We start from the raw sequence: 23,578 nt of genomic DNA on the forward strand, positions 1-23,578 counted from the left end.
TTCAGGCATGGGGAGGAATGCGCCTTCCCTCCTTTCAAATCACCAATTTGTAAAACCAGCTCTGATGGAATACCTTTTGACATTTTGCCGGATCGGCATGTTGCGTCACACGCTTGTTGGCAAAATCAAAGCTGTGCAGGCTAAGTTTCCCCTTCGTTGTCCCACCCGTCCGGTACAGGTTGCCTTCGTACCAGACAACGGTGTTTTTCCTGAACCCACACGCCACCGATTCTCCATAGGGCTTCCTTATGCCCCCTTTCTCCGGCTCCAGCCGGTGCAACTGCCTGCGTGCAATCTCCGGCCTCCGCCATACCCCGAACGATGTGACTTCCGTCCGTTTGGTCCGGATCACCAGCCAACAGAGGACAAAGCCGTCAACGGCTTGAGAATAAAAGCTGTGCTCGCCTTTCTTGCCCGTCTTTGTGAGCCCAAGTGTTTCCCTCGCCTTTGCCGTTTCTTTCGCGTCAAACAGCCGCAAGTCACCTCTTCCCTCCAGGAATTGATACAGCTTCCGTTTGTTTTCCATCGTCCAGGTGAAGTACTCACGGCCCTTCACCCCTTTCAGCCTGTTACCGTCAATCCGCATATCTTCTACGGCAATTTTCGAAATTGGATAGATAGCGAATAAGTAAGATAGAAACTGTATCCGCATGTCTACCTTTGCCTTGATCGACGGTGGAAGCCACCCTTCAGGACGTTTACGATTGGAAAAACGCTTGGGCCGTCTTCTTGTCTTGCGGAACCGCCTGGCACGGCGCATATTCCTGCGCGTTTCCATCTTGTCTTTGATCCGGTTTTTCACCACCAACATGCCAGAAAACTGCATCTGCTCCTTTGTGGCGATTGCCACCCCGTCATAATTGGCTCCCGGATCAATTCCTAGTGCCATATCTTGTGTATGTTTGCTCGTTGGTGTGGTTAACTGAATAAAAAAGATTCCGGTTTTCGTCCACTTTTTCACAGCCGCGCCGCTTCTTAGCAGCTTTCTCGCTTTTGCAGGCGTACACGGCATAAGCGGTGTTCCATCCATGTGTACAACAGGTACTTTCCGCACGGTACTCGTGCCTCCTTTTGGAGTTTTGTGCCCTTCGACCATGCCTGTCAGGCTTAGATGTGCAAAAACACATCGTGGCATTCAACGATTCTGCCGCATATCCCCAGACTAGGGCGTGCAGCCGGGAGGTGCTTGGTAGCCCGTCAGGGCGTAGGCTTTCGCCTCGGTCTAGTCAACGGTTGCCTTGGTATCGTCATCCCAAGCTCACGCCTTCAGGCGTGGGGTCGTTGACCCTCCTTATCTCTTGGAATCAAAAGAAAAGGAGCCGTCGATAGGACGGCTCGCTAAACGATTTATTCTTTATTCGCTTTTCTTGTACCACGATCTCGATTCTTCATACGTTGCTTGCGGAATCCAAGCGGCTGCATCCTTTGTCCACGGCCTCCATTCGCTGCCGGGTGTAAAGCTTCTCCGCTTGGTGAAGTAATCGGGCAGAATCTTACTTCCAGGTGAAAGATCACTTTCTTCCATGAAATAGCCTCCAACTACAAACTGGAAATCACCTCCGCCACGAATTGCCTTAACCATATAGTCCGTGTTATTCCAGCGATACTCTTCAACATACTTAAGGCTAAAGTCATTATCGGAGTAAACCACAAAAGGAGGGCTAAAGCGGGTATTTAATTCCCCGGTAGCTCTTCCTGTTCCAGAATAAAGACCAATAACCACACCTGATTTCTTGATCTCCTCGAAAATTTCCGGAGTAGCAATCTCGCTTAATACTCCGTTGAATTTTTCGTCATTGAATCCTGCCCATCCGACATTATTTACATAACTTCCAATCGGATTTTTGATGGTAACCCGGAATGCGTAACGCTGTCCAATGGGACGGAAGATGAAGCTGTCCAGTTTTCCTTCTTCGTTAAAGTGATAGTCGAGGAGAATGGCGTAGTCGAAGGACCAATCACGTATTACTCCAAAGGAATCTGTTAGTAATGCTTTTGGAACCTTATCCCATGATTCGTATCCCATATTTTTAGCGATCCTGCTCATCACTTCTTTTTCATAAGGGCTGGCGGGAATGGGGCCTTTGTAATAGGCCCAGAGAAGCTCTTGCAGCGAAAGGCGCGGAAAGGGATCAGAATTCGGTTTGCTGATTTCGTCCGGATGTTCCTTTCTGTATTTCTCTGCCATTTGAAGCCCCTGCTTGAAATCCGGATAAATCCTCGTCACCCGAAGATAGGCCAAACCACCGATTCCCCAGTTATCCCAAGTCTTGGCCCCTGTCTCACCCCATGCCTTAATAAAATCCTCCTTCGTCAGGGGCTGTACATTCCTCGGACCTCCCGTCTCCACATAAACCGCATATGCCTTGCCATCCCACGTCACCTTCGCTCCGTAGCGTTCACTTACAAACCGGATCGGCACGAGCGTCCGCCCGTTCACAATCTTCGCAGGCACATCGAGCGGTACAATGCCGCCGTTGGCATAGGCCGTCTTCTTCCCGATGGTGATCACCACCGTCCGCCCGTCCGGCGCCTGAATCGTCACTTCCTGCTTCTCACCGTTCCATTCTACATCCATCCCCAGGTTTTCGCTGATCACGCGAATAGGTACGAGGGTCCTTCCGTTTTCAATGATGGGAGGAACATCTGTTTTCACTTCTCCACCGTCGATAAAGAGCCTGGCGACCTTCGGTGCGGCTTCAACACCACCACGAGGAAGGTTAAGCGATGTCGCGGTCAACACAAACACAAGCACGAGAGATAACAATCGAAACACATTTTTCTTCTTCATAAGCAATATCCTCCTTCTAAATCGATTTCGTTTGAGTATGTGAATTTATGATTGGTGTCCGTTTGTTCCTGCTACTTATTATAACGGCATTCCTTGGCAAAAGTTTCATCAAGACGGTATGCGCATACCTTCTTCATTCTGTCTCCAGCCTCCCTTTTCCTGCTATTTTACGTCTTCACTTTCCACACCCCTTTCGTGTATCGGCTAAATTCCCCTTCACCCTATGCAATAAAAAAGGCCCACCCTACTCTTTTGGAGCAAAGTGGGCCGGTAAAAACGCCCTTTCCGAAAAAGGGCATAGCTTCGCCATTGAATTGTCAAGTCTATTTTAGCAGGTTTTCGAATGTCTTACAATATATTGTCCAATACTTACCTTTTATGAATAACTTCTTCGTTGACAATGATTAATGCTTGCTGTTCTAACTTGTATGCTTCATATCGAAGTTTATTAGCTTCTAACGCCAAGCGGTTTATTTCGTCTTGTATACCTCGATTTATTAAAGGAATTTCAATTTGTGAAACATGGTTATCATCAATTTCATCTACAACAGACCCATAAGTAAATCTTTTTATCAATTCATATCCATATGGACTGGAAAGAAATACATAGAGGTAGCCAGCTATTGAATCAGAAGAAGGAATAATTCTAATCACGTGTTGATTCATCGTCCAGTTTTCCCAATGTTTTGGTACAAGGGCTGTTTTCCCAATAGTTCCACTACAAGTAATTAATACCATGTTCTCAATTAAGCGCAGCTCTTTCTGAATTCTATTCTTATGATGTCTTGTAGATAAATATTTTTTATTTGACGGGTCAAGCTCATATATTTGCTTGCCGCCAAAGAATACAGTTCCTTGACCTTCCTCAACGTAAACCCTTTTAAAGCGTCCAGGAAGGATTATCTTTTTACTAATCCGTTCATCACCAATGGTTGTAACCTCTTCTGCATGACTTTTAAGATGATTAATGATTGATTTGACAATTGGTACATGAAAAGAGGCTTCAAATCGGTTACTTAACTCAGAAAACTTTACTGAATAATTCTTTAGATTAGACGATGTATCAAAATATTCTGGTTTAAAATCATCAATAGGAGGAAGTCTTAACTCATTGACCATTAACTCCTCGGCTTTATCAAGTAATTCATTTGACTCGTCCCGTAGTTCATAAGACTTCATCACAAGCTCGTGAATTTGTTTCTTTAGCATACTAGGTGGATTGGGTATAGGAATATTGTTTAAATGCTCTGGTTCAATATGTGATACAACTGCACCATAGTTATTGGTATTTATAAGAGTATTCCCTATCTTTGTTTTTAGGAACGCGTAAACATATCCAATATCAATTTCATCTTTACAATCAATTCTTATTAAGTCGTGACTGAATATCTTGTTATCAAGCGTTTTTGAAACAATACTACAACTCCCAATAGTACCGGAGCAAGTCAAAAGAATTTGTCCCTTTTTTACCCTTAATTCTTCAATATCAGTCTTTGTAGCTTCAGAAATATACCCACTAGGTTTTGGATAAACTTCTAGTATTTGTGATGGCTGATAAATTGGGAAAGGAGATTTTTCTACCCAGATTCTTTTAAAGCGCGGTCTATGGTAAGCAGTAGCTAAGCCGTTATCACCACAGAATGAAGATAACTCCCACTTACATTTTTTAAGAATTTCTCTCGCGTGACGACCCTCAATATTGTAGACACTAGCCTCCAGCCTTGTATCACTATTTAAAACTTCCGACAGACTAACACTGCCCCAATTTAGTTCCTCTTGAGGCATATCAATAATTTCTACTTCAGAAATTTTCCGAGCTATTGCATCTTTGTTCGTTTCTACCATGTTATTCCCTCCTGTTGCTTCCAAATCTTAAAAACATCAGCAATAAGAGGGGTTTGGTCATCGCGAATTTTCGTTTTTGAGATGGTTTTAACAGTTTTTGTTCCGTCAGCTATTTCTCCAATGGCAAGAACGTTATTTTCCTCTGGCACCAACAGTTCATTACCGTATTTGTCGCGTTTAAATAAGGTGTTACCTCTTTTGTCGTGTCCTATCCGTTCAGCCATAGCCATGAAAATATTGTAGTCAGCCATTTTCCTGCTTTTCTCTTCAAAATCAATCTCTTGTTGACTCTTCTTTTGAAGAACCAAAACAGAAGTCTGTGTTCCATTTCTAGGTTGAAAGGTATCAACATGCAAATCAATACTTGCAATAATTTTTGCGTGTTTTATAATCCACTGCCGAATATATCCTAAACCTGGAGACCCTAAAATAGCATCTGGTAGCACAATACCCATACGTCCACCATCTTTTAGGAACTGCATACATCTCTCAATAAATAATTGTTCTGGAGGTACAGAAGATTGTAATCGGCTGGTTTTAACCCAATAACCGTTATTTTTCTCCCAGATATGTCCTAAATCATACTGTTCTAAAATTGCTGGGTCTTTAATAGGAATTTTACTTCCAAACGGAGGATTTGTAACTATTACATCAAACAATGCTATTGATTTCGAGTTACGAATTGCCGACCTACTTATTCCCAATATATCACTGAGCTTTTCTTTAATATCACTTGACCACTCATGAGGCGGCAGGAGGGAATTAATTCGGAATATATTACCACTCCCGTCATTGTTCATTACCATATTCATTTTTGTTGCTTTAACAAGGTCAGGGTTAATATCAAAACCGAAAAAATTGCTGGATGCAACGTCAGATATCTTGTCCTGGAACATTCTGTATTCATCGTGATTCCATTTAGGGCGTGGTTTTCCAAAAACAGCCTCCATTTGTTTTTCAAGCTCTTTTATTACATTATTCATTGCAATAACAAGAAATCCGCCTGTTCCACATGCGGGGTCCAGAATTTTTTCGGTTGATTTAGGAGAAAGCATTTCAACAGTCATGTGCATTACATTTCTCGGAGTAAAAAACTCGCCTCTATCACCCCGTAGATTTGCTCCTACTAACTCTTCATAAGCTTTACCTTTAATATCAATATGGGTATTCAAAAGGCTGTAGCTTTGAAGCTCGCTAACAATATAGGCTAAACTTCTAGGTGATAAACCTATTTCGTCATTATGTTCAAATATTTTATTATGACGCCTTTTTACTCTCTCGAATATCTTCGATATTCTTTTTTTTACTGTAAGTTGACCATCAGGGTTTGACCGTTCAGATGAAGTTACGTAAAATTCAAGTGGATTAGGAATGTTTCTTTCGTCTTCAATTTTACAGAAAATGACTTTGAGTAACTCAAAGAAAGCTGGCTGTTTTTGCATTCCATCATTAGCGTAAATGTGATTATGACAGGTCTTGAAGACAAATAAAAGGTTGTCCTCAACAGCGTTGCGTAATGATACTCTTTTAGGTCTATCTATGTCTTCAACTGAGCCGTCAGCGGAAGGTATATCGTTATAATCTATAAACTCAATCTGTCCTTTCTCGTTAATCACTTTTCTTAAAACTTCTTTATACTTACCATTAGTCCACATACCCCACTCACAGTTAGGACAAGCAGACATATAAGATTTTAGCTGTTCTACTCCATCTTTTTTATTTGTAGGCTCAACGGTTTCTTTTTTACACTCGATGATAAGTTTTACGTTTTCCTGACTAAAGCTCTCTACCCCATCCGGAAAAATAACAATGTCTGCTCGAGGTCTTCTGGAACCAACTTTAATTCCATACTCAACTTTTATTCTTTCTCTCGAGTATTTGAGCTCATTAACTAGTCTTTTTTCAATGTTTTGCCGCACATATTCTTCCGGGGTGTCATTCCTAAATTTACCATCTATATAATCGCATATTTTTCCTTCCGGAATAGTAATAATTGAGGTTGTTTTTTCATCATCTATTATATTGGCAGTTACTGACATTTGCTATACCTCCTTATCCATGACAAAATTTAAAAACCAAGGGTTTTAGTGGTCGCTTTTCGACTAACAGGCTACGTTGATTATTTTAGCAAAAAAAAGTCCTATTGGATACCCTTTAAGGGCTGGGGATGAGGTATGCGCATACCTCAATCTCTAAACCACCCCTCATCCCCCTTCACCCCATAAGCCAGCGCCCCTTCAAGCGCCCGTTCAGGAATATATCCTGTTGCTTTCAACGTGTTTCCCTCACGAACAAAAATATCCTTCACATCCGGCTCTTCCGTCACTTCGCTAATTCTGTCACAGTAACGAATTCCGGTATGCGGGTCCTGTTTCAGATGTACGATCAAGTGCAATCCGGACGCCGCAAAGGACAATTTTTCATCCAAAGAGAGATCGACCGCTTCCCGCGACATCGAAAGCATCATCGGTATCCGTTTGAAAAAGGCTTCTTTCGGGCTATTGGCATGAACCGTAGACATCGATCCCTCATGTCCAATCTGCATCGCTTGAAGCATGTAGAAGACCGCACCATCCCGTACTTCTGAGACGATCACCCTCGTCGGCTTCATCTGTAACGCGAGCTTTAAGAGATTTCCTAAAGTGATCTCTCCAGTCCCCTCAACGGATGGCGGTCTTGCAACCAACCTTCTTAAATGAGGAACGTTCATCGGCGTTTCCATGACTTCTTCAATAAGAAGCGGATATTCATCTTCTCCAAAGTGCTTACTTGCAATGGCGATCATACTTGTCTTCCCGGTCCCCATCCCGCCTGTAATCAGGATGTTCCGCCTTCCCTTAATTGCAAATTTAAAAAATTCCCCGGCTTCTACCGAGAAATACCCGCTCTGAATCAAATCGTCCACTGAAGGAAGTGTTACAAATTTCCGAATGGCAACGGTAGGATAAAGCGCAATCGGCGGAATCGCCACCGCCGTCCGATACCCTTCCGGTAAGGTAAATGATGTGATCGGGTGGGATATATCTACCCTCGCTTTGGACAGAAATGCGAGCTTTTCAATGAACATCATCAGGTGTTGCTGGTCTCGGAATGATTGCGGGAAAATATATTTCTTCCCATATTTTTCATAGGTGATGTCATCATGCTTATGGATAATAATATCGCTTACACCGGGGTCTTGTATTAGTGGTGCGATAACCCCATAACCTTTGATATCAATCATCACTTCTTCGACGATCCTATCCGCTTGTTCCGTAGAAATTCCATAACGGCTCGTCAAAAAGTGGTGAATCCTAAAGTAGACTTGAGTTTCTTCTTCTAACGTGATTTTTTGTTCCTGTATCTCACGTGTAAGAAAATTTCTTGCAGAATTAAGCAATTCTTCATCGAATTCTTCTTTTGTGAAATCTTCTTTTGTAAAGATAGACGGATTCATTCTGTTCCCCCCTAGCCAAGGTGAACAGGGGGTAAGCACGCCTACCCCCTTCTCCTTGTTCTAACTTTAATTACTAGTTACTAGTACCTAAGAAAATATTCTTTAACTCATTGAATTTCCCGACGATTGCACCCCCCATTCCGGTTAGCGCCGGGATAGCTGCCAGAGCGATGAGAAGGATGATAAGCGCCTTCTCAACGATGTCTCCGCGTTTACCGCCTAAGAGTCCTTTCGCCTTCATCTTGAACATTTCAAAACGAACGAATCCTTTTAGAATGAAATCCATACCTACACCTCCTTTCATTAAAAAATATCGAGAGGGGGGTATGTGTTTACCCCCTCATATATACACCGCTTTAATTGCTTGTACCCAAAAAGATATTTTTTAACTGCTCGAACTTCGATACAATCGCGCTCCCCATTCCGGTTAACGCAGGAATAGCTGCCAGAGCGATGAGAAGGATGATAAGTGCCTTCTCAACGATGTCTCCTTTCTTGCTGTTCTTGATTTCTTTTACCCTCATCTTAAGCATTTGGTAATGAATAAAACCTTTTAAAACCAGATCCATCCTTTCACCTCCCCTCCTTTGTATTTTGAAAAGCAAGCTCGTCCCTCCCTTCCAAAATTGGGTTTCTTCCCAGCCCTAAAGGGTGGAGATTCTTTCTTGCTCATCACGAGCTACACGGGTAGATGCGGATGCTACCATACACCCGTGATGGAAGCCACGATTCAGGCTCTCAGGTCTAAACTCTGTTGCTTCTAAGCCTTTTTTTGGCTTCCACCCTATGTAATAAACAAAAAAGCCTACCCTGCAATACAGGGTAGGCTCCGTTTCTGCCTGGAATAACCAACCTTAAAAACCGTTTAAAAATCCAATGACAAGCGGTCCCCATGCAAAGGCAAGGACGGCCCCAAAGAACATCATAATGGGTAGAGTGAATTTCGCTTTCGCTTCTTCCGATTGTTTTTCGATCCTTGCCTGCCGTAATTCCCTTAAGTGCCTTACGATCTCTTTGACCGACTCAGAAAACCCTCTGCTCCCCGTTTTCATCGCCTGGATTAACTGGTCAATGAAAGCGTACATTTCCTGAAGCTCCATCACATTAGATACCTTCAAGAGAGCTTGTTCCGCAGGTGTTCCCATCCGGATTTCTACGATTGCCCTATGAAGTTCTTCATACAATTCCCCTTTTTGCCCTACTACGGCCTTTTCAAGTGAATCAAGCGGTGAAAGTCCCGCTGACACACCAACGGCTGTAAGTTCCGCTAAATTAAGCACATCCCTTCCCATCCTCACCCGTTTCTTTTTCCATTTCCCCTTTATTTGGGAAGAAGGAACAAGGAGGACAAGTGCAACCACTAGATAGACAAACGGCGTTTTCAGGATAACACCCACCGCTAGAAGAAGAAATACGGCTAAATATTGTAGCCCCACAATTTCCTTGGCTGAAACGGTGTCGATTCTTAATTTATCCAAATTGATTTGCATTTCTTCTTCTTGCTTCGCGATATACTTCACTTTATGCAGGAGTTTTTCGTAGAAAACTTTTCCCAATCTCTTCGCTTGGTTTAAAAGTGATTCTTTTTTGATTGGCACTAAAATCTTCTCTAACCGATTTTCGGGCATAAGGGATAAATAGAGAAACAAAACTGAAGTTACGGTGAGAATTACAATGATCGTCTCCATCTTTAAAACTCCTCGATCTTGTTTAATATCCGAAAGACCATGTACCACCCGATAACCATCAGGACGATCCCGATGAGCAGAAAAAGTTTAGCGTCTGTAACCAACGTCTCAAAAATCTGCGGAGACATAAGTTTAAAGATGATGAGTATTCCAATCGGCACACCGCTAATAATAACCCCCGACCATTTCTGATAGGTTGTTTTTGCCTTAATCTTTTCCTCAACCTGCTTACCTTCGCGGATACTATTCGCTACACTTCTCATAACTTCCGGTACTTCCTGACCTCCGAATTCCGTCGCGAGTGACGTAGCGTGGTACAGCATGTTAACCTCTCGTGCATCCCATTTTTTTGCAAATAATTCAAGCGCTTTAGATAAAGTAAGTCCTCCGTACCTTACTTGATTAACAACCGTTTCCAATTCTTCTTTAAGCGGGGAATGTACATACTTCGCCGCCTGTGAAAAAGAATCAAGCAAGGTAGACCCACCCCTTACGGTCGCAGAAATGACCATCATCGCCCCTTCCATCTCTTCTAATAGTTTCTTTTTCTTAAAGTTTGTTCTCCATTGTTGAATGAGGTTCGGAAGTTTTACTGCCAAAAAGTATCCAAAGGGAAGAGAAAAAAGTCCGGCTTGGCGAGACACAAATATACTAAGCACGATATAAAAGAGAACAGCCCCGGAAAGTCCGTAGACCCATCGGGGCAGTTCCAATCCGACTTCTTTTTTCTCCCATATTTTCCTGATGACCTTCTTGGAAAAAAGCGATTCGAGATGGTTGGTAGGTTTTAAGCCCAGCCAAATTAAGAATACGGATAGGGAACTTATGAGTGAAATGGTAATTGTCATCTTATTCCTCCTTTCTACCAAAGAGTCGGCTTAAAAAAGATTGTTTCTTTTTCGCTACAAAACTCCCTTCGGGAAGGAGGTTTTTGGTTAGCTCTTTTAGTGCCTTTCCATATTTCGTTTCGAAGATCGCATCTGTAACCGCGTTTTTCTCCGTTCTCCATTTTCTAAGCTCAGGGTCTTCCGGGATTTCTGCGAAAAGCGGAAGGCCAATTTTCTCCGACACACTCTGAAGTGTGTATAGCGGTCGATCGGGTATCTGATTTAAAACAAGGCGAAACTTTTCAAGCGGCAGATTTAATTTTGTGACTGTCCTTCGGATAAACCCACTTGATATATCAATACTGTCAATATCCGCGCCGCTTACGAAAAGAATCGCGTCGCTGATCTCCATCGCTTTCACATTTCCACCCCTCAAGTCATCCGCCAGATCGAAGATCAGAATATCAAAGTGATTTTTCAAGATATAAGCCACTTTCTCCGTAAGCTCTGCTGTGATCAGTTCGTTATCTTCGACATTCATAGGACTCGCAAGGTAATAAAGGCTGGGGAGACTTGTTTCCTGAAGGAAATCTCGTATCTTGTCCCAAGAGCGGTATTCTTTCTCAGGAAATCGATGGAAATTGACGATGGTTTTAATTTTCTGCATGTCGTCCGTGATAGAGAAAAGGCCGAATTTCCTTGCAACATCCGACCCTTCTCTCGTATGGTCCAAGTCTATAATGCTCACTTTGAGATTGGTATTCTTCGCAATTGAATACCCAAGAAAGGTTGCCAATGTCGTTTTTCCTACGCCACCCTTTGGTGAATATACGGCAAAAATCCGGTGTTTCAAAACACCGAATTTAGCCGTTTTTTCGCTAACCTTCATTTTACGGGCAGCGATGTCTTTTTTCTTCACATCATCCTCTTCTGTCGGGTCTGTTTTTTCTTCCGTTTTTGTTTCCGTTGTTTTTAGAGTTTCTTTCTCCATCCCATGAACAACAGGTATCGCACCAAGGGGTGCCAATGCTTTCCAGACATCAAGATTGATCGCATTTACTAATACCCATACTTTTGCTCCAGCCTTCGGCTTAATGTCTTTGAGAAGTGTTACGGCATCTTCCAGCGGGAAACCGAGAAACACCCCGTCGTACCCGGCTGAACGGAACAAATCGGCAGCTTTTGGGATTGAGGTAGCGAGAGCCACAACGTTGTGGCCCATCTCCCTCAAATTTCTCTGTTGTTCATCGATAAATCCGCTATCTCCCGCAAGTAAAACGTTCACTGTTTTCACCTCTTTCTTTTTCTTTTAGTGATTCTGACCTTGTAGCGGAAGGAGAACCACTTGAATGGTCGATCCCGCCGCAATCGCCCTTTCATATGCATCGACTCGATCTTGAGGCACTGCTAAAACAATCGCTTCATTCTTGTTTGCCGCCTGATCGTTATTCTTCTGAGGTGCAGGTGTGCCTTTAATCACTTCCACCCCTTCAAGTATTTTCTCTGCCCCCGCCTTGGAGAGCGCGTACACATCCACCTTATCACCTGGAAGTACACTTCCACCTACCGTTGTTTCAATCGACAAAGGAAGAGCGATAGCAACTAAGTCTCCCCCCTTTTGAAGTAGGGTACCGCTTACCCTCGTTTTCTCTGTGTCAATAAACATCTGAAGCCTTGCAATCGTGTCTTTCAGTACGATCCCGCGGGTGTTTTTCCCTGTCACGACGTTTTTATCCGTAATGGCATCCTGAGGAACGGCTGCCACCGGCAACTCTTTTTCAATCAACATATCTGGAGAAAGTGGTACGGTTGGATCTACATCTTGTGTAAATGCATAGACTGTTTTTGTTTCCGAAAACTTTTTAATATACCCATTCACCAGATATCCCGCAAGTACAGCGAGAATCAGCCCAGTAAGCAAAAAGACTTTTCTTCCTTTCACTTTCTATTCCTCCTTATTCTTCTTTCGGGGCTGGAAGGAGTTAATCCAAGTTTAACTCTGCCGCCAGTTTTGCAATCGCATAATCAAACGGATGGCGCAAGTATGCAGGTTTTCTTTCCGCAAAAGCAGAAGCCACTCCGTCTGATTCTTCAATTTCTACGAGTTTGCCCCCAGCAAGACTTCTCATCAGATGAACAAAGGAATACCGGAGCGGTTTGGTTTCATCAATCCGATTCACGACGAGAAGATGGCGTTCATCCATCCCGTCTGTATAAGCCTCCAGCTTCATGTAGTCGAGTTCCGACGGGTTTACAACCGTAACAATCCTGTGTGCCAAATCCAATAATTCCTCTTTATATGGCGAATACGAAGGAACGTCCGCTACGATGATATCCGCATTTCGTTCTAACCCTTTTTGAATGACGATTCTTTCTCCCTTTGTTTCAAAAAGATCACCAAAGCCTGTTTCTTTCAGCACTTCGTTATTTGGCGCACTTCCATAATGGAAAGCTGCATCCCCTGTATTTGATACATCCAAAAGAAGGGTCTTTAATCCTCTCGCGCGATAAAAGCTTGCTAATGAGGTTGCAACCGTTGTTACTCCTGAACCCCCATTTACACCATGAACGATGACAAGTTTTGCCGTAGTTCTAAGTTCCAGAGGTTCCTCTGTTTCCTTATGTTCGCGGAAAACATAAAAATCTTCATTTTCTCGTTCAATAAAGACCCTTGCATCAGGGAGCTTGGGATCTCTTAACACTTTTTCTATCTCATTTTGAACCCCAGACATCCTCCATTCTGTGCCGGTCAAAACTTCCTCAATGCCGTTTTCTTCAGCATAACGTTGAAATGCTACGCCTTTTTCGTCCAATTCCCCGGTCATAATGACTATAGGCACGGAAGCTTCCGTTTGGATAATCACATCATCAATCATCTTCTCGTTTACTTCGTTTCCGCGGACAATTAAGACTACCTTCGCTTCTTCTAAGGAATCTGTTAGATTCCGAAAATGTAGTTTAAAACGCCTTTTCATCTTTTCATCTGCAATTAAATAAATCACTGTACATTCACTCCTTCATTGATTTTTTGACTTTTTCGTAGTGCTTCTTCAAGCGGCGCGACAATCTTATTTTCTTTTATAAAGACTGCCGTTGTTCTCTTTTTTATTGCTTTTTCAATTGTTTCCAAATCCTCCGGCACAATCGCCGTTAAAGGCAACCCCAGTCTGCGTCCAACTTCCCAAGGCTCTAAACCTTCTCCAACTTTGTAGCGATTTACTATTAAACGGATTTCATTTTCTAATCCCCTCCCTTCTTTTTCCATAAATCGCTTCATAATGGAGACCGAAAGGCTTTCCGGTACTGCCACTAAAAAAAGTGTGTCGCATTTTTGCAACACACGAAGCGTTTCATCATTGATAAGGTTTCCAAAGTCGATGACGATATATTCATAATCATCGACAAACCTCTCTACGTGAATATCTTTATCCACCATCACCCCACCAAGTATATCGGAGATATCCGGAAGGATTCGATCTTCTCCGAAAGCAGCCATCGTCGCCCCTCTGCTTCCTGAATCTGCATCAATGAGCAGGGTTTTCTTCCCTTTCCTTTGAAGAAGGGCGGCAAGATTTGTGGATAGCGTGGTTTTCCCTACACTTCCTTTTGTACCGCTAAAAAAACCAATAATACGCGATTGAGTCCTATTCATCGGTTTCAATGCATTTGTAATATTAAAAGATGAATTAGGAATTGTATTTGGTTTTAATCCAAATATTTCATCCACTGTTTTCCCGCTGTTGTAAGATACTTCATAGGTTCTATCCTTGAATTCAGCAGTTCTTTCCTTCTTTGGGATCTTCATTTTTGGCCATCTTATCTTTACAGAAGGAATCTTTATAGATGGAATTTTCAATGAGGGGAATCGTAGAAGCCTTTTTTTAGGATCACTCTCAGTTACCCTTTTTCTTTCTATTTTTCTTTCCTTTACTTCTGATTTTACCTCCGGCAAAGGGGGTTCAATCTGCATTTGAAAATTTTCGCTTTCTTCTTCTACTTCTTCTTCTGCGTCTAACCGCCCGGCAAGCATCATCCGTGCATAAGCAATTGAACGCTTCTTTATAAGCCAATCTACTGCATCTTCTATGCCAAACTCTTCTCTGACGTGAATATCATAGACTCCTAGTTCAACTAACCCTGTTATGACATTTCGAGATTCGTATAGATCACTAAAGACAAAAACCATCCTGAGTGATGGCTCAAGAATACGAATCTCTTCGATCAATCTCAGGTATTCCTGATCTGAAATAGACACTTGGGGTCCGTACAAAAATGCAAGTTTGCTTTTTACCTGTCTGCTCTTCACGGCAGCATGAAATTGTTCGAGATTATAATCCCTGCCAATAACAAGAAAACCTTCTTCAGAAAGGAGTCTGGCCATTTCATCAAATTCCGGCTCATTTGAAAAAACAAGATGAAGATTTTCCAAATAATAAAGCACCCCCAATATTTGGTTTTTATCTTATTAAAATACCTTTCTACCTTAGAAAAACAAAAAGCCCACTTTACTCTTTTGGAGCAAAGCGGGCCATTAAAATGCCCTTTCTGAAAAAGGGCATAGCTTCGCCATTGAATTGTCAAGTATTATTTTAGCGGGTTTAGCGGAAAAATTCAATAGATAATGCAAAATTAACCGCTTATTTCGAGCGCAAATTTAACAGCTTCTAACCTCTTTTTGCTCTTTGGTTTCTCTATTCCTTTGTAGAGCATATACAGTTCCACATCACGTTCTATTTTTTCCCAAAAATTGGGGTCGTCTGAATAGGCAAAGCATTCTCCTTTCTTCCCTAGCATAACTTGCAATGCTAAGCATTTTCGTATCTTTCCTGTTTCGTCCCTCCATGCCTTAACGCAAGTATCACACTTTTTTGGCATTATTTTTTTCTCCTTTCTTTGTGTTAAACAAATATCCTTGTCCAAAACGAAAACCTATTTCTTTTGCCCATTCTTTTTCCTCTTCTGTTTCGATTTCCTCTACTATTAATATTTTTTGCGTGCCCAATAGCTCTTCCAACAGAGTTTCTTCTACATCATTCTTTCGCACCTTGTACCCATCCACTTGTATATCCCGCCACATCTCCCATTCACTTAGCTTGAGATCGTCTGCAAATACCATAAGGCCTCTTTCTTTGAGCAAATGTGTTGCTATCGCTAAATCTATTTCCGTTTTAGGTCCCCATTCTACAATCTCTACACCACCTTCCCATGTAAGATTCGTCTTTAGGAAAAAAGAGAGTGATGAAAGCGTGATGTTCATCGTGATTGGAGAACGAAACGTCTTTTGTAGGTCGATCCCATACAAGATACAAGCAAGCTCTCTACCCCAAAGATCAATTCGATCATATGTCGAAAAAAATTCCTGTATACTCATTGCTCTTGGGCGACATAAAAGCTCAAAGGACAGAATTTCTCCGGTGACAAGGTTAATGATCGGCTCTTTCGCTAAAGATAACAATATATCTCCCCTTTTCGTGGTTTCTGTTTCTAACCTCCATCTATAACAAAAAAGCCGTCCTTTTTAAGACGGCTTATTAGAAGGCTGATTATTTACTCCTCCCCATGATCCCCTCCCCCGACTTCAGGGAATGTATTATCTTTTATCGAAAAATGCATCGCCGGATCGGTCGCCACATCATCAACATAAATTCCGAAATGCAGGTGTGGACCTGTCGAAAGCCCTGTTGAACCTACAAGTCCGATTGCCTGCCCGGCTTCTACATCCGCCCCAGCCGTCACCTTAATCTCCGAAAGATGTCCGTAGAGCGTTTTTACCTTCGGATCACCGTCTGTCAGAACAATGATCGCATTCCCGTAAGCTCCGTACCAGCCAGCGTAAATCACCTTACCGGAATATGCCGAATAAATTTCCGTACCCTTTGGAGCCGGAATGTCTATACCTTCATGAAAACTTCGTTTATGCGTAACCGGGTGTTCACGCCATCCAAAAACCGACGAGATTCTGTTATATCCTGATACGGGCCACGTTAACTCATTAAGAAGTTCCGGACGTTTATCGTACAAATTCTGAACGGCTGCACGCATAGTCGGATCATCCAGAATCTTACCCGACAAATCCGGCTGTTGATTATCACTATATAACGCAAACTGGATTGAAGTTAGAGGATCATAGGCTTTTGCCAGTTCAATTACCAAATCCATATCCAGTTTTTTAATGAAACCATGTGCGACCAAATATTCTCTTAGCGGCATGTACAGTTCCGGGCCCGATGGAGCCGAAACCAGATTCATTACCTCGAATCGACGCTTATGTTTCAATTGTCCGCACGGACTACTTTCATACCATTCTTTATCTACCCATTCTCCTTCATATTTATAGGTTCCGACAATGGTATCAGCCCGCACAAGCGTCCGTTTTTTAACGGTATTTTCTGCACTCGTTTTCTTATAAACTTGTTTGCCGTTTTCATCCTTAATCGGGTTCCCTTCTGCATCGAGCTCCGGTTCACATGCTTCATCATAATAATATTCATAAGATGGTTGCCATACAAACCGTGGTCTTAGCGCCTCAAAGACATCTCTTGGTTCAGGCGTGATCGTCTTACTTTGCAAAAAAATTCCGTCATGCGTTGCCCTGTCTACCGCGAGAAGAAGAGACCACGGTAATGCGTGCTCCGAATAAAGCATCGCTTCTTCTTCCGATAGTCCTTCCTTCCAGTAATTTGCAATATCTTTATACCACTGATAAAAATCTGGGGTCAAATAACGTTGCGGTGTTCTCGGATCGCCGCCAAAAAAGACGCGCACTTTGTCCGCCCAATTATCTGTCCACGAAACAATATTATGAAAAATATCCTTAGGTGCCTCTATGACTAAACCATATGCAAAAGAAAAAAGTAAATAAAATACTATAAACCCGATAACAGCAAGCCAAAAATAAGGATTTTTAAAAAGTGCCATAGCCGCTCTACGAAAAAGCTGCTGCATAAGCCTTTTCCCTAAATGTCGAAGAGCTTGACCGGCTATTTGACGTGCTTTATCGGAACCCGGAACTTTGTAATCGTCCTGATATGAGGACAATCGAATCTCCCCCTTTTTGTTGCCGTTTTTTTTCAGATCAACGGCACGAAGACATCACCTTTTTCCCCTTTAATCTCTTTTGTTTCGACCACAGGACTTCCTCCCCCCCTTAAAAACAAAAACCCTCGTGATTAGTTCACGAGGGTCTGCTCGTTAACCCCAGGCTTGCTCATCACAAGCCCCCGCCTTTAGGCGTGGGGTGGTTGACAATTAAAGTATTGGAACATAAACATCTCCATCTTTCGTTTTAATTTTCCTCATTTGAATCGTCTGTGGAATCGATTTTCCGCTCATAAACCGATTCCACATAACAGGCTTCGATTTTGTCGGTACATAAACTACGCCGTGATCCGTCTTTACTTCTACAGTATCATACGATGGCGAATATTCCGTAAAACGCATATTCATCACCTCCCTATTTTTTGTCTTGTTTCGGAACATAGGTATCGCCCGCCTTTTCCATGTCTATAACCTTTCCGGATTCCCTGATAGCCTTCGATTCTTCAGGTGTTAATACCCTGATTTCTCCAGCATTTTCTTGGTCTTGATTCTCTTGTTTTGGTTGTTTGTTTTCTTGCGCGGTATCTTGGAATGTTTTCTCATTCCGCAATGGCACACCTCCTTCCACAGTTTTATCTCTGCTGCTTACCGCTTCCTGACCGAAGTTCCCTGCTTTACTTTGTGCGCTTGTATTTGTTCGCGAATCCTCTTGGGGGCTGGGGTAGGCTTTTCCCCTTACCTTATTCCATGCCTGCCCGATTGCTGCGCCCGTCGCCTTTGCGGCTGTTCCTGCCGCATTCCATGCTTGCCCGATTGCTACGCCCGTCGTCTTTGCGGCTGTCCCTGCCGCTTTCTCGACCGTCCCTCGATATTTTGTAGATGCATTTGTCATCGCGGTATGAGCAGAACGGAAAACACGTTGGAACGTACCTGTGTTCACCTCTCCAGTCATCATGGCTGACGTGGCGGTAGCAGCAGCAGCGGCTGTAAACGCAACACCGTATTTCGTAAACTTCCGCCCTGCAAAGTAAGCACCTTTCCCCACGGCTTTCGCAGCACGGCCTAACCCTCTCAATGCTGCCGCCCCAAAAGAACTTCCTTTTGATGCAGAACTGTCTTGGGATGTCGAATCTTTCTGAGTGCCTGTTTGTTCAATGGCAGAAAGATTCTTTTCCTGTTGAGCAACCATTGCTGTCGGTTGAAGCGTCTGATGACCTACGATATTTTCAGCACTTCCATGGCCCGGAGCTCTGTGTTCGGTCGTTTCCTTAGCTTTTTCCCAAGGCTGTCTTGTTGTCCTTCTGACATCAGATTCTTGGGCTGGGGGAAATGCCCCCCCGCTTTCTCTTCGATCAGGATTCCTAATATTCCCGTCGCGCCGACCGGGCATGTCCTGCTCAAAATCTCCTCTCTTCGAGAAGCGCCCCCGCATCCTACCAATCCCATATCCAATTGCTCCTCCAATCATAGAGCGGGTCGTTCCCGCGGCAGCAGAGTCTAAACGGTGATACATTTCACCTCCGCTAAACATTCTCGAAAACAATCCTTGTATAAAACGAGGTGCCTTCAACAACAAAAAGAAAAAGGCGAATACCGAAAGAAGCCCTGCTCCAGGCCCTGCAATTGGAGTAACCGCATTTGTGGGAATATTAGATTCTAACCCTAAAAGCACTTTCAGAATTAACAAAAACGGAACTATGGCAATCCCGTGATAAACCGGCAACAATGCATGTCCTAAAAAATCGGAAAGCCATTGGTTTATAACCCCTTTCTTTCCGGGTTGCAAAGCCGCAATCAACACAAAAGGAAATGCCGCCAAATGATAGACCATCCAAAAAATTCGCATCGTATATTGGAATGTGTAAATCGCGTTAAATACAATAAAAGTCAACGCGATTAAAAAAATAACAAAAGAAGAGGATATTTTTGTGAAACTATCAAACGAGTCCGTTCCGGCAGCATTTGTTGTGCCAAAAAGAATTGCAATGAAGTTTTTATTTAGATTAACACCCATAGCTCCGGCAACCAGTTGTATGATGTACAAGATGGAATCTATAAACGCAAAAATCATTTTCAGCAAATAGTCGCCAAAAAAAAGGAGAGCCACAATACCTACGGTTTTTATAATCTGATCCTTGAGCAAAAGAAGAGCGCCGGGGGAACCTGCTCGAAAGATTACGATAAGCCCCGCAAGAGCGAGCATAATTACCACCGGTATTGAAAAGTATTGTCTCATCGCTTTGTTGAACGTCTCTACGATATTCCAAAGATAAGTCGGTAACCCAGAATTGTACTCAATATTTTTTTCTCCATAAATCTTATCAGAGTGAAATGCTAGATCTATAATATCTTGTGCCCCTATAATCCAATGTATAAATCGTAATAGCGCAAGAAGAGGGCCCGTAACCGTCCGCTCAAACCAATCAGGTTGGTTTGCCTGATCGTTCAAGAAATTTTTCGCCACTTGTGTAGCAATACCGTCTTTTGTTTCTTCACCACCTTTAGCTTGCGGATCATATCCTCCTTCATCCACCGTTACCCCGACCGGTATCACATTGTCATTCGCGTCATCAAGCGTTAACTTAAGATTTGCGGCAAGCACAGGGACGATTGACGAAGCTTTTACATCTACTCCATCATACAGATCAACGCTGGCAGTTCTTAAATCGTGTGCTTTGGCATAAAGCTCATCAAGTTTTTTGGATATTTTTTGCGCGTCGTTTCTAGCATTTATAAATGCTTCATTATTTTTCTCATCGTCTAAACTGGGCTTGTAAAACCACCACCACGGCCACCAATTAGGCCACATATATCCCCCTTGTCCATAATCGAACTGGTACTTTTTCACAAAATCATCTAATGTATTTTTGAAATCCACATATTGCTGATAATTTCCTGCCTTTTTCCACCAATCTTCTCTCAGTTTCTGTTGTTTTTCTTCCGGTGTAAGATCCCCGCCAAAATTTTCTTGGCCGATCCCCCAAGTATCACTTTTTTCTTTCGGCTTGTAATTTTCTTTTGCCGAATCCCCAGAAGACGATGGATTATTTGGAGTTTTACCGTACTTGATTGTATCAACAGGGTTTATTTCCCCTTGCGCATAAACCGGATGAATGACGGACGTTAAAAAATAAAAGAATGTAAACAAAAGCAAAGTGGCGTTAACTGAAAACTTCTTGAGTTTCCTGATTTTCACGCGCTTTCGCCTCCTTAATCTGGCGGACTAGCCGCTTTCTTTCCCAATAAGCGGGGTCGTTCGGGTCAGTCGTAAATGCCATATGCTCCCACGGACAGGATTTAATTTTCACGAAAGCTCCCTCGTCGTCAATACGCACCAAAACCTCTCCACGCAATGCTTGTATGACAAATTCGGATTCGCCTTCAGTGAGATTCAACACATCGGCAACGCTTTCAATATCTGTCTTCTCCTGCTTCCCGATAATTTTGATCGTGCTGTTTTTCAGTGCAGCAATCCCTGATTGGGTGCGCATGAATACTTCAAGACCTTGAGTTACGGCTACAACACCGGCATTGTAGGCGCGAAGTTCACGATATGCGCTTTCTACCCAGGGAGCCCCAATATCCGGATCGTTGAAAAGATTTTGCGCCTCTTCAATCAAAATCCGTTTTTTTACCTTTGGTCTCCTTTTGGCCCATCGTTCCGTGATCCAGTGGGTGGTTGCCGCCAACGCAACGGATCTCATAATTTCTTTGTCCAAACGGTTAAGAGCGATGATCAGAAAAGGCGCTTCACCAAAATCCGCCGTAGATTGTCCGTCAAAAATGGCATAAGAAGGAGCCCCTCCTTCACGAGTGAATTGCTTTAACACCTGAGCTGCCCTTTGAACATCCTTTTGGGGCTGCTCACGGAGTTTGTGATAAAGATCAAGTAACGTTGGCATCTCCTTCCGTTTCATTGCGGCTCCAAATCCTTCGCGGCCTCGTTGGTGAACGTACAGACTCTCCGGATTTCTTGTAATCCCGCGTTCGGAATATAGTTCGCGAATCAGATGGTTTACCGCAATTTTAACGTCCGTCGTAACCACGGGATTCTGCGCATCTTCGTAGACACGAAGCATTTTAAATACAAGTGCCTGGACGAAGTTGACGGCGGATTCTATGTCAACAAAGCGCGTCCCGGATAAATCTTCGGCAATGTCCAAGTCAAACGGATTCAGCCTATCCGGGCTGTTTTCATAGAGTTCAAGATAAGGGGCACCTACAAGCGCAGCAAAATCCCCGTATTCTCCCTTCCAGTCCAAAATCGCGTGCTGAATGCCGGACAAAAGTGAACGAAACACCAAAAGCATCGTGGTGTAAGTTTTTCCGGCACCGGATCGACCAATCACAACCATATGCTGGTTAGGCAAACCGGGCGCCCAGGTATCCAGCCACACAGGCCGCATGTTCAAATCGTGTCCGATGATGGGCCCGGTCGTGTGGGAAAGAGAGGCTGAGGAAAAGAGAAAAAAGTCGGCTAAATTAGAGGTTTCCAGCGTCATCGTATGGTAGGATGGCGTTTTTACTTCTTTGGTAATTGGGACAATACTTTTAAGCGCCTCAAGTTGCATTCCATCCAGCGGTCTTAAATAAAGACTTCTCGCCGCGTAGCTTTTTGCCAATGTTTTACTCATCGAAATAAGTCGGTCTTTGTTTTGGCTGGAGGCAATAACCTCAATCCGCGTTCGATAGGTTCGTTCAATATTCATGCGTAGGCGACGTTGCCGTTCTTTCACGTCCGCAATCTCATCATCTAACGCCGCTGCCCTGGAGGGATTTCCTTCGCTCCATCTGTCGGCGTAAAGGTCAGATAATTTTTTGTCGAGTGCTTTCAGTTCATGATCCACCTGAGTCGGTTCAACATGTATGGCAATATCAACATCGCCATCAAAACGTTCCGCTACATCCGAAAGCCCGTCAAACATCCCAAACCACGTGTAACCTGAAAGAACATCAACATGAAACGCACGCGCATACCGTTCCCCGCCGAATGCATCAGTAAGAAGGGTGTGCGTGAACTGTTCCTCGACGGCAGACGGCACAACAAAATCTTGTGGTCCTTTTTTTCTATCTTGTCTTGGTTCTGAATCGTGTTCGAGTCTCTTTTTCTTTTTGAAGAGCATATTTCATCCCCCTTTCACTTTTTAAAACGGTTCGATAAGCTGTTTCCGGAATTTTTTCAACTGGAAACGTATGGCGCGCTTCGCGAATTAAAACCTGCTGCGCAAGTCCGTAAATCCCCTTTCTGTCCAACCGTTCAACCCTCATGCGCATATTTGAAGCTGCAGCTGAAAGCATTGTTTCTACTTCGAGAATCATTTGCTTTGCAATTGCTTCTTTTTCCTCTTCGGTGTAGCTTCGCGAAACCGCGTTTACCGTAGTGTCAAAAAGACCAAATCCTGTTTTCACGCTTCCTCCTTCGAATTGCATCGTTGGGTTAATCCGAACAATGATATACATTTCTTTATCCCGAATCCCCCCATCACGATCCAAAGACTCATAGTGTTGAAGAACGTGTTTACCCGCTTCGCGCATCTCCGGAGTTAGAACGGCGTTATCCATCTCCTTTTTGAACCGTTCTATGTAATCACCCATCCGGAGATATTGACTGGTAACAAGAAACGTATGGGGGATTACCATTGACGCCGTGTAAGAACGCCAGGCTTTCCAAATAATGTCTAACTCCGCGTCCGACATGGTGGTTAGATTCACCGGAGTCACAATGCGCCAAGCCGCCCTCCACTCATCCCCGGCACGGATAATTCCGTCATCCGATACTTCCGCACCCGTAAAGAGATCCTGGACAAAGTTTGTCGCTTTCTTCTTTTCAACCTTTTTAACCTGGTTTCTATTTTTCTTTTTAATCCAAAAGTAGATACCACCCATAATTGCAACTAAGACCAGAGCAAATAAAATGTCATTTCCCACTTTATCCCACCTTTCCTATTTCAAA

Annotated in this window: 20 protein-coding genes; all 20 read right to left on the reverse strand. The window is 43.3% G+C overall.

The features are described 5' to 3' along the window. Positions 1-34: 34 nt before the first annotated feature. A complete protein-coding gene (locus THEAE_RS0111675; protein ID WP_028987605.1) occupies positions 35-1,054 on the reverse strand; it encodes an RRXRR domain-containing protein in 1,020 nt (339 codons plus the stop codon). Between the two features lie 300 nt (positions 1,055-1,354). Then, positions 1,355-2,791 (reverse strand): copper amine oxidase N-terminal domain-containing protein, encoded by a 1,437-nt coding sequence (locus THEAE_RS22100; RefSeq protein WP_052329956.1) that lies wholly within the window; start codon positions 2,789-2,791, stop codon positions 1,355-1,357. Between the two features lie 369 nt (positions 2,792-3,160). Beyond that, positions 3,161-4,636: a restriction endonuclease subunit S gene (locus THEAE_RS0111685; protein ID WP_028987606.1), complete on the reverse strand. Its 1,476-nt coding sequence runs from the start codon at positions 4,634-4,636 to the stop codon at positions 3,161-3,163. Next, positions 4,630-6,675, reverse strand: a complete 2,046-nt coding sequence (locus THEAE_RS0111690) for a type I restriction-modification system subunit M (protein ID WP_052329958.1) — start codon at positions 6,673-6,675, stop codon at positions 4,630-4,632. The genes THEAE_RS0111685 and THEAE_RS0111690 overlap by 7 nt, the downstream gene beginning before the upstream one ends. Positions 6,676-6,821: 146 nt before the next feature. Then, positions 6,822-8,072 carry a TadA family conjugal transfer-associated ATPase gene (locus THEAE_RS0111695; protein WP_028987608.1) on the reverse strand — a complete coding sequence of 417 codons (1,251 nt, stop codon included), beginning with the start codon at positions 8,070-8,072 and terminating at the stop codon, positions 6,822-6,824. Positions 8,073-8,145: 73 nt separating this feature from the next. Continuing rightward, complete coding sequence (locus THEAE_RS0111700) at positions 8,146-8,358, reverse strand: hypothetical protein (protein ID WP_028987609.1); 213 nt, start codon at positions 8,356-8,358, stop codon at positions 8,146-8,148. A gap of 70 nt (positions 8,359-8,428) precedes the next feature. Continuing rightward, on the reverse strand, positions 8,429-8,641 hold the full coding sequence (locus THEAE_RS0111705; protein ID WP_028987610.1) for a hypothetical protein: 213 nt from the start codon (positions 8,639-8,641) through the stop codon (positions 8,429-8,431). Between the two features lie 285 nt (positions 8,642-8,926). Next, positions 8,927-9,760 carry a type II secretion system F family protein gene (locus THEAE_RS0111710; protein ID WP_028987611.1) on the reverse strand — a complete coding sequence of 278 codons (834 nt, stop codon included), beginning with the start codon at positions 9,758-9,760 and terminating at the stop codon, positions 8,927-8,929. Positions 9,761-9,762: 2 nt separating this feature from the next. Further along, positions 9,763-10,608, reverse strand: coding sequence for a type II secretion system F family protein (locus tag THEAE_RS0111715; RefSeq protein WP_028987612.1), 846 nt, complete (start codon positions 10,606-10,608; stop codon positions 9,763-9,765). A gap of 1 nt (position 10,609) precedes the next feature. Beyond that, entirely contained in the window at positions 10,610-11,872 is a 1,263-nt protein-coding gene (locus THEAE_RS0111720; RefSeq protein WP_028987613.1) for a nucleotide-binding protein, read from the reverse strand. Positions 11,873-11,896: 24 nt separating this feature from the next. After that, positions 11,897-12,529, reverse strand: a complete 633-nt coding sequence (gene cpaB / locus THEAE_RS0111725; protein WP_028987614.1) for a Flp pilus assembly protein CpaB — start codon at positions 12,527-12,529, stop codon at positions 11,897-11,899. Between the two features lie 40 nt (positions 12,530-12,569). Continuing rightward, positions 12,570-13,463, reverse strand: a complete 894-nt coding sequence (locus THEAE_RS0111730; protein WP_156920615.1) for a CpaE/TadZ family protein — start codon at positions 13,461-13,463, stop codon at positions 12,570-12,572. Between the two features lie 122 nt (positions 13,464-13,585). Continuing rightward, positions 13,586-15,016, reverse strand: a complete 1,431-nt coding sequence (locus THEAE_RS22105) for a CpaE/TadZ family protein (RefSeq protein WP_028987616.1) — start codon at positions 15,014-15,016, stop codon at positions 13,586-13,588. A 200-nt stretch (positions 15,017-15,216) separates the two neighbouring features. Beyond that, positions 15,217-15,462, reverse strand: coding sequence for a hypothetical protein (locus tag THEAE_RS0111740; protein ID WP_028987617.1), 246 nt, complete (start codon positions 15,460-15,462; stop codon positions 15,217-15,219). After that, positions 15,446-16,042 (reverse strand): EAL domain-containing protein, encoded by a 597-nt coding sequence (locus THEAE_RS0111745; RefSeq protein WP_028987618.1) that lies wholly within the window; start codon positions 16,040-16,042, stop codon positions 15,446-15,448. The genes THEAE_RS0111740 and THEAE_RS0111745 overlap by 17 nt, the downstream gene beginning before the upstream one ends. A gap of 92 nt (positions 16,043-16,134) precedes the next feature. Continuing rightward, positions 16,135-17,625, reverse strand: a complete 1,491-nt coding sequence (locus THEAE_RS23705; RefSeq protein ID WP_028987619.1) for a M23 family metallopeptidase — start codon at positions 17,623-17,625, stop codon at positions 16,135-16,137. Between the two features lie 210 nt (positions 17,626-17,835). Further along, the gene (locus THEAE_RS0111755; RefSeq protein ID WP_028987620.1) at positions 17,836-18,027 is read right to left on the reverse strand and encodes a hypothetical protein; all 192 of its coding nucleotides are present in this window, start codon (positions 18,025-18,027) and stop codon (positions 17,836-17,838) included. A gap of 13 nt (positions 18,028-18,040) precedes the next feature. Beyond that, complete coding sequence (locus tag THEAE_RS0111760) at positions 18,041-20,821, reverse strand: acyltransferase family protein (protein WP_028987621.1); 2,781 nt, start codon at positions 20,819-20,821, stop codon at positions 18,041-18,043. Next, positions 20,787-22,748, reverse strand: a complete 1,962-nt coding sequence (locus THEAE_RS20810; protein WP_052329960.1) for a VirB4 family type IV secretion system protein — start codon at positions 22,746-22,748, stop codon at positions 20,787-20,789. Before THEAE_RS20810 ends, THEAE_RS0111760 begins: the two co-directional genes overlap by 35 nt. Next, positions 22,693-23,553, reverse strand: coding sequence for a hypothetical protein (locus THEAE_RS0111770; protein WP_028987622.1), 861 nt, complete (start codon positions 23,551-23,553; stop codon positions 22,693-22,695). The genes THEAE_RS20810 and THEAE_RS0111770 overlap by 56 nt, the downstream gene beginning before the upstream one ends. Between the last annotated feature and the right edge of the window lie 25 nt (positions 23,554-23,578).

Source organism: Thermicanus aegyptius DSM 12793 (assembly GCF_000510645.1).
In the GTDB taxonomy this organism is placed as follows: domain Bacteria; phylum Bacillota; class Bacilli; order Thermicanales; family Thermicanaceae; genus Thermicanus; species Thermicanus aegyptius.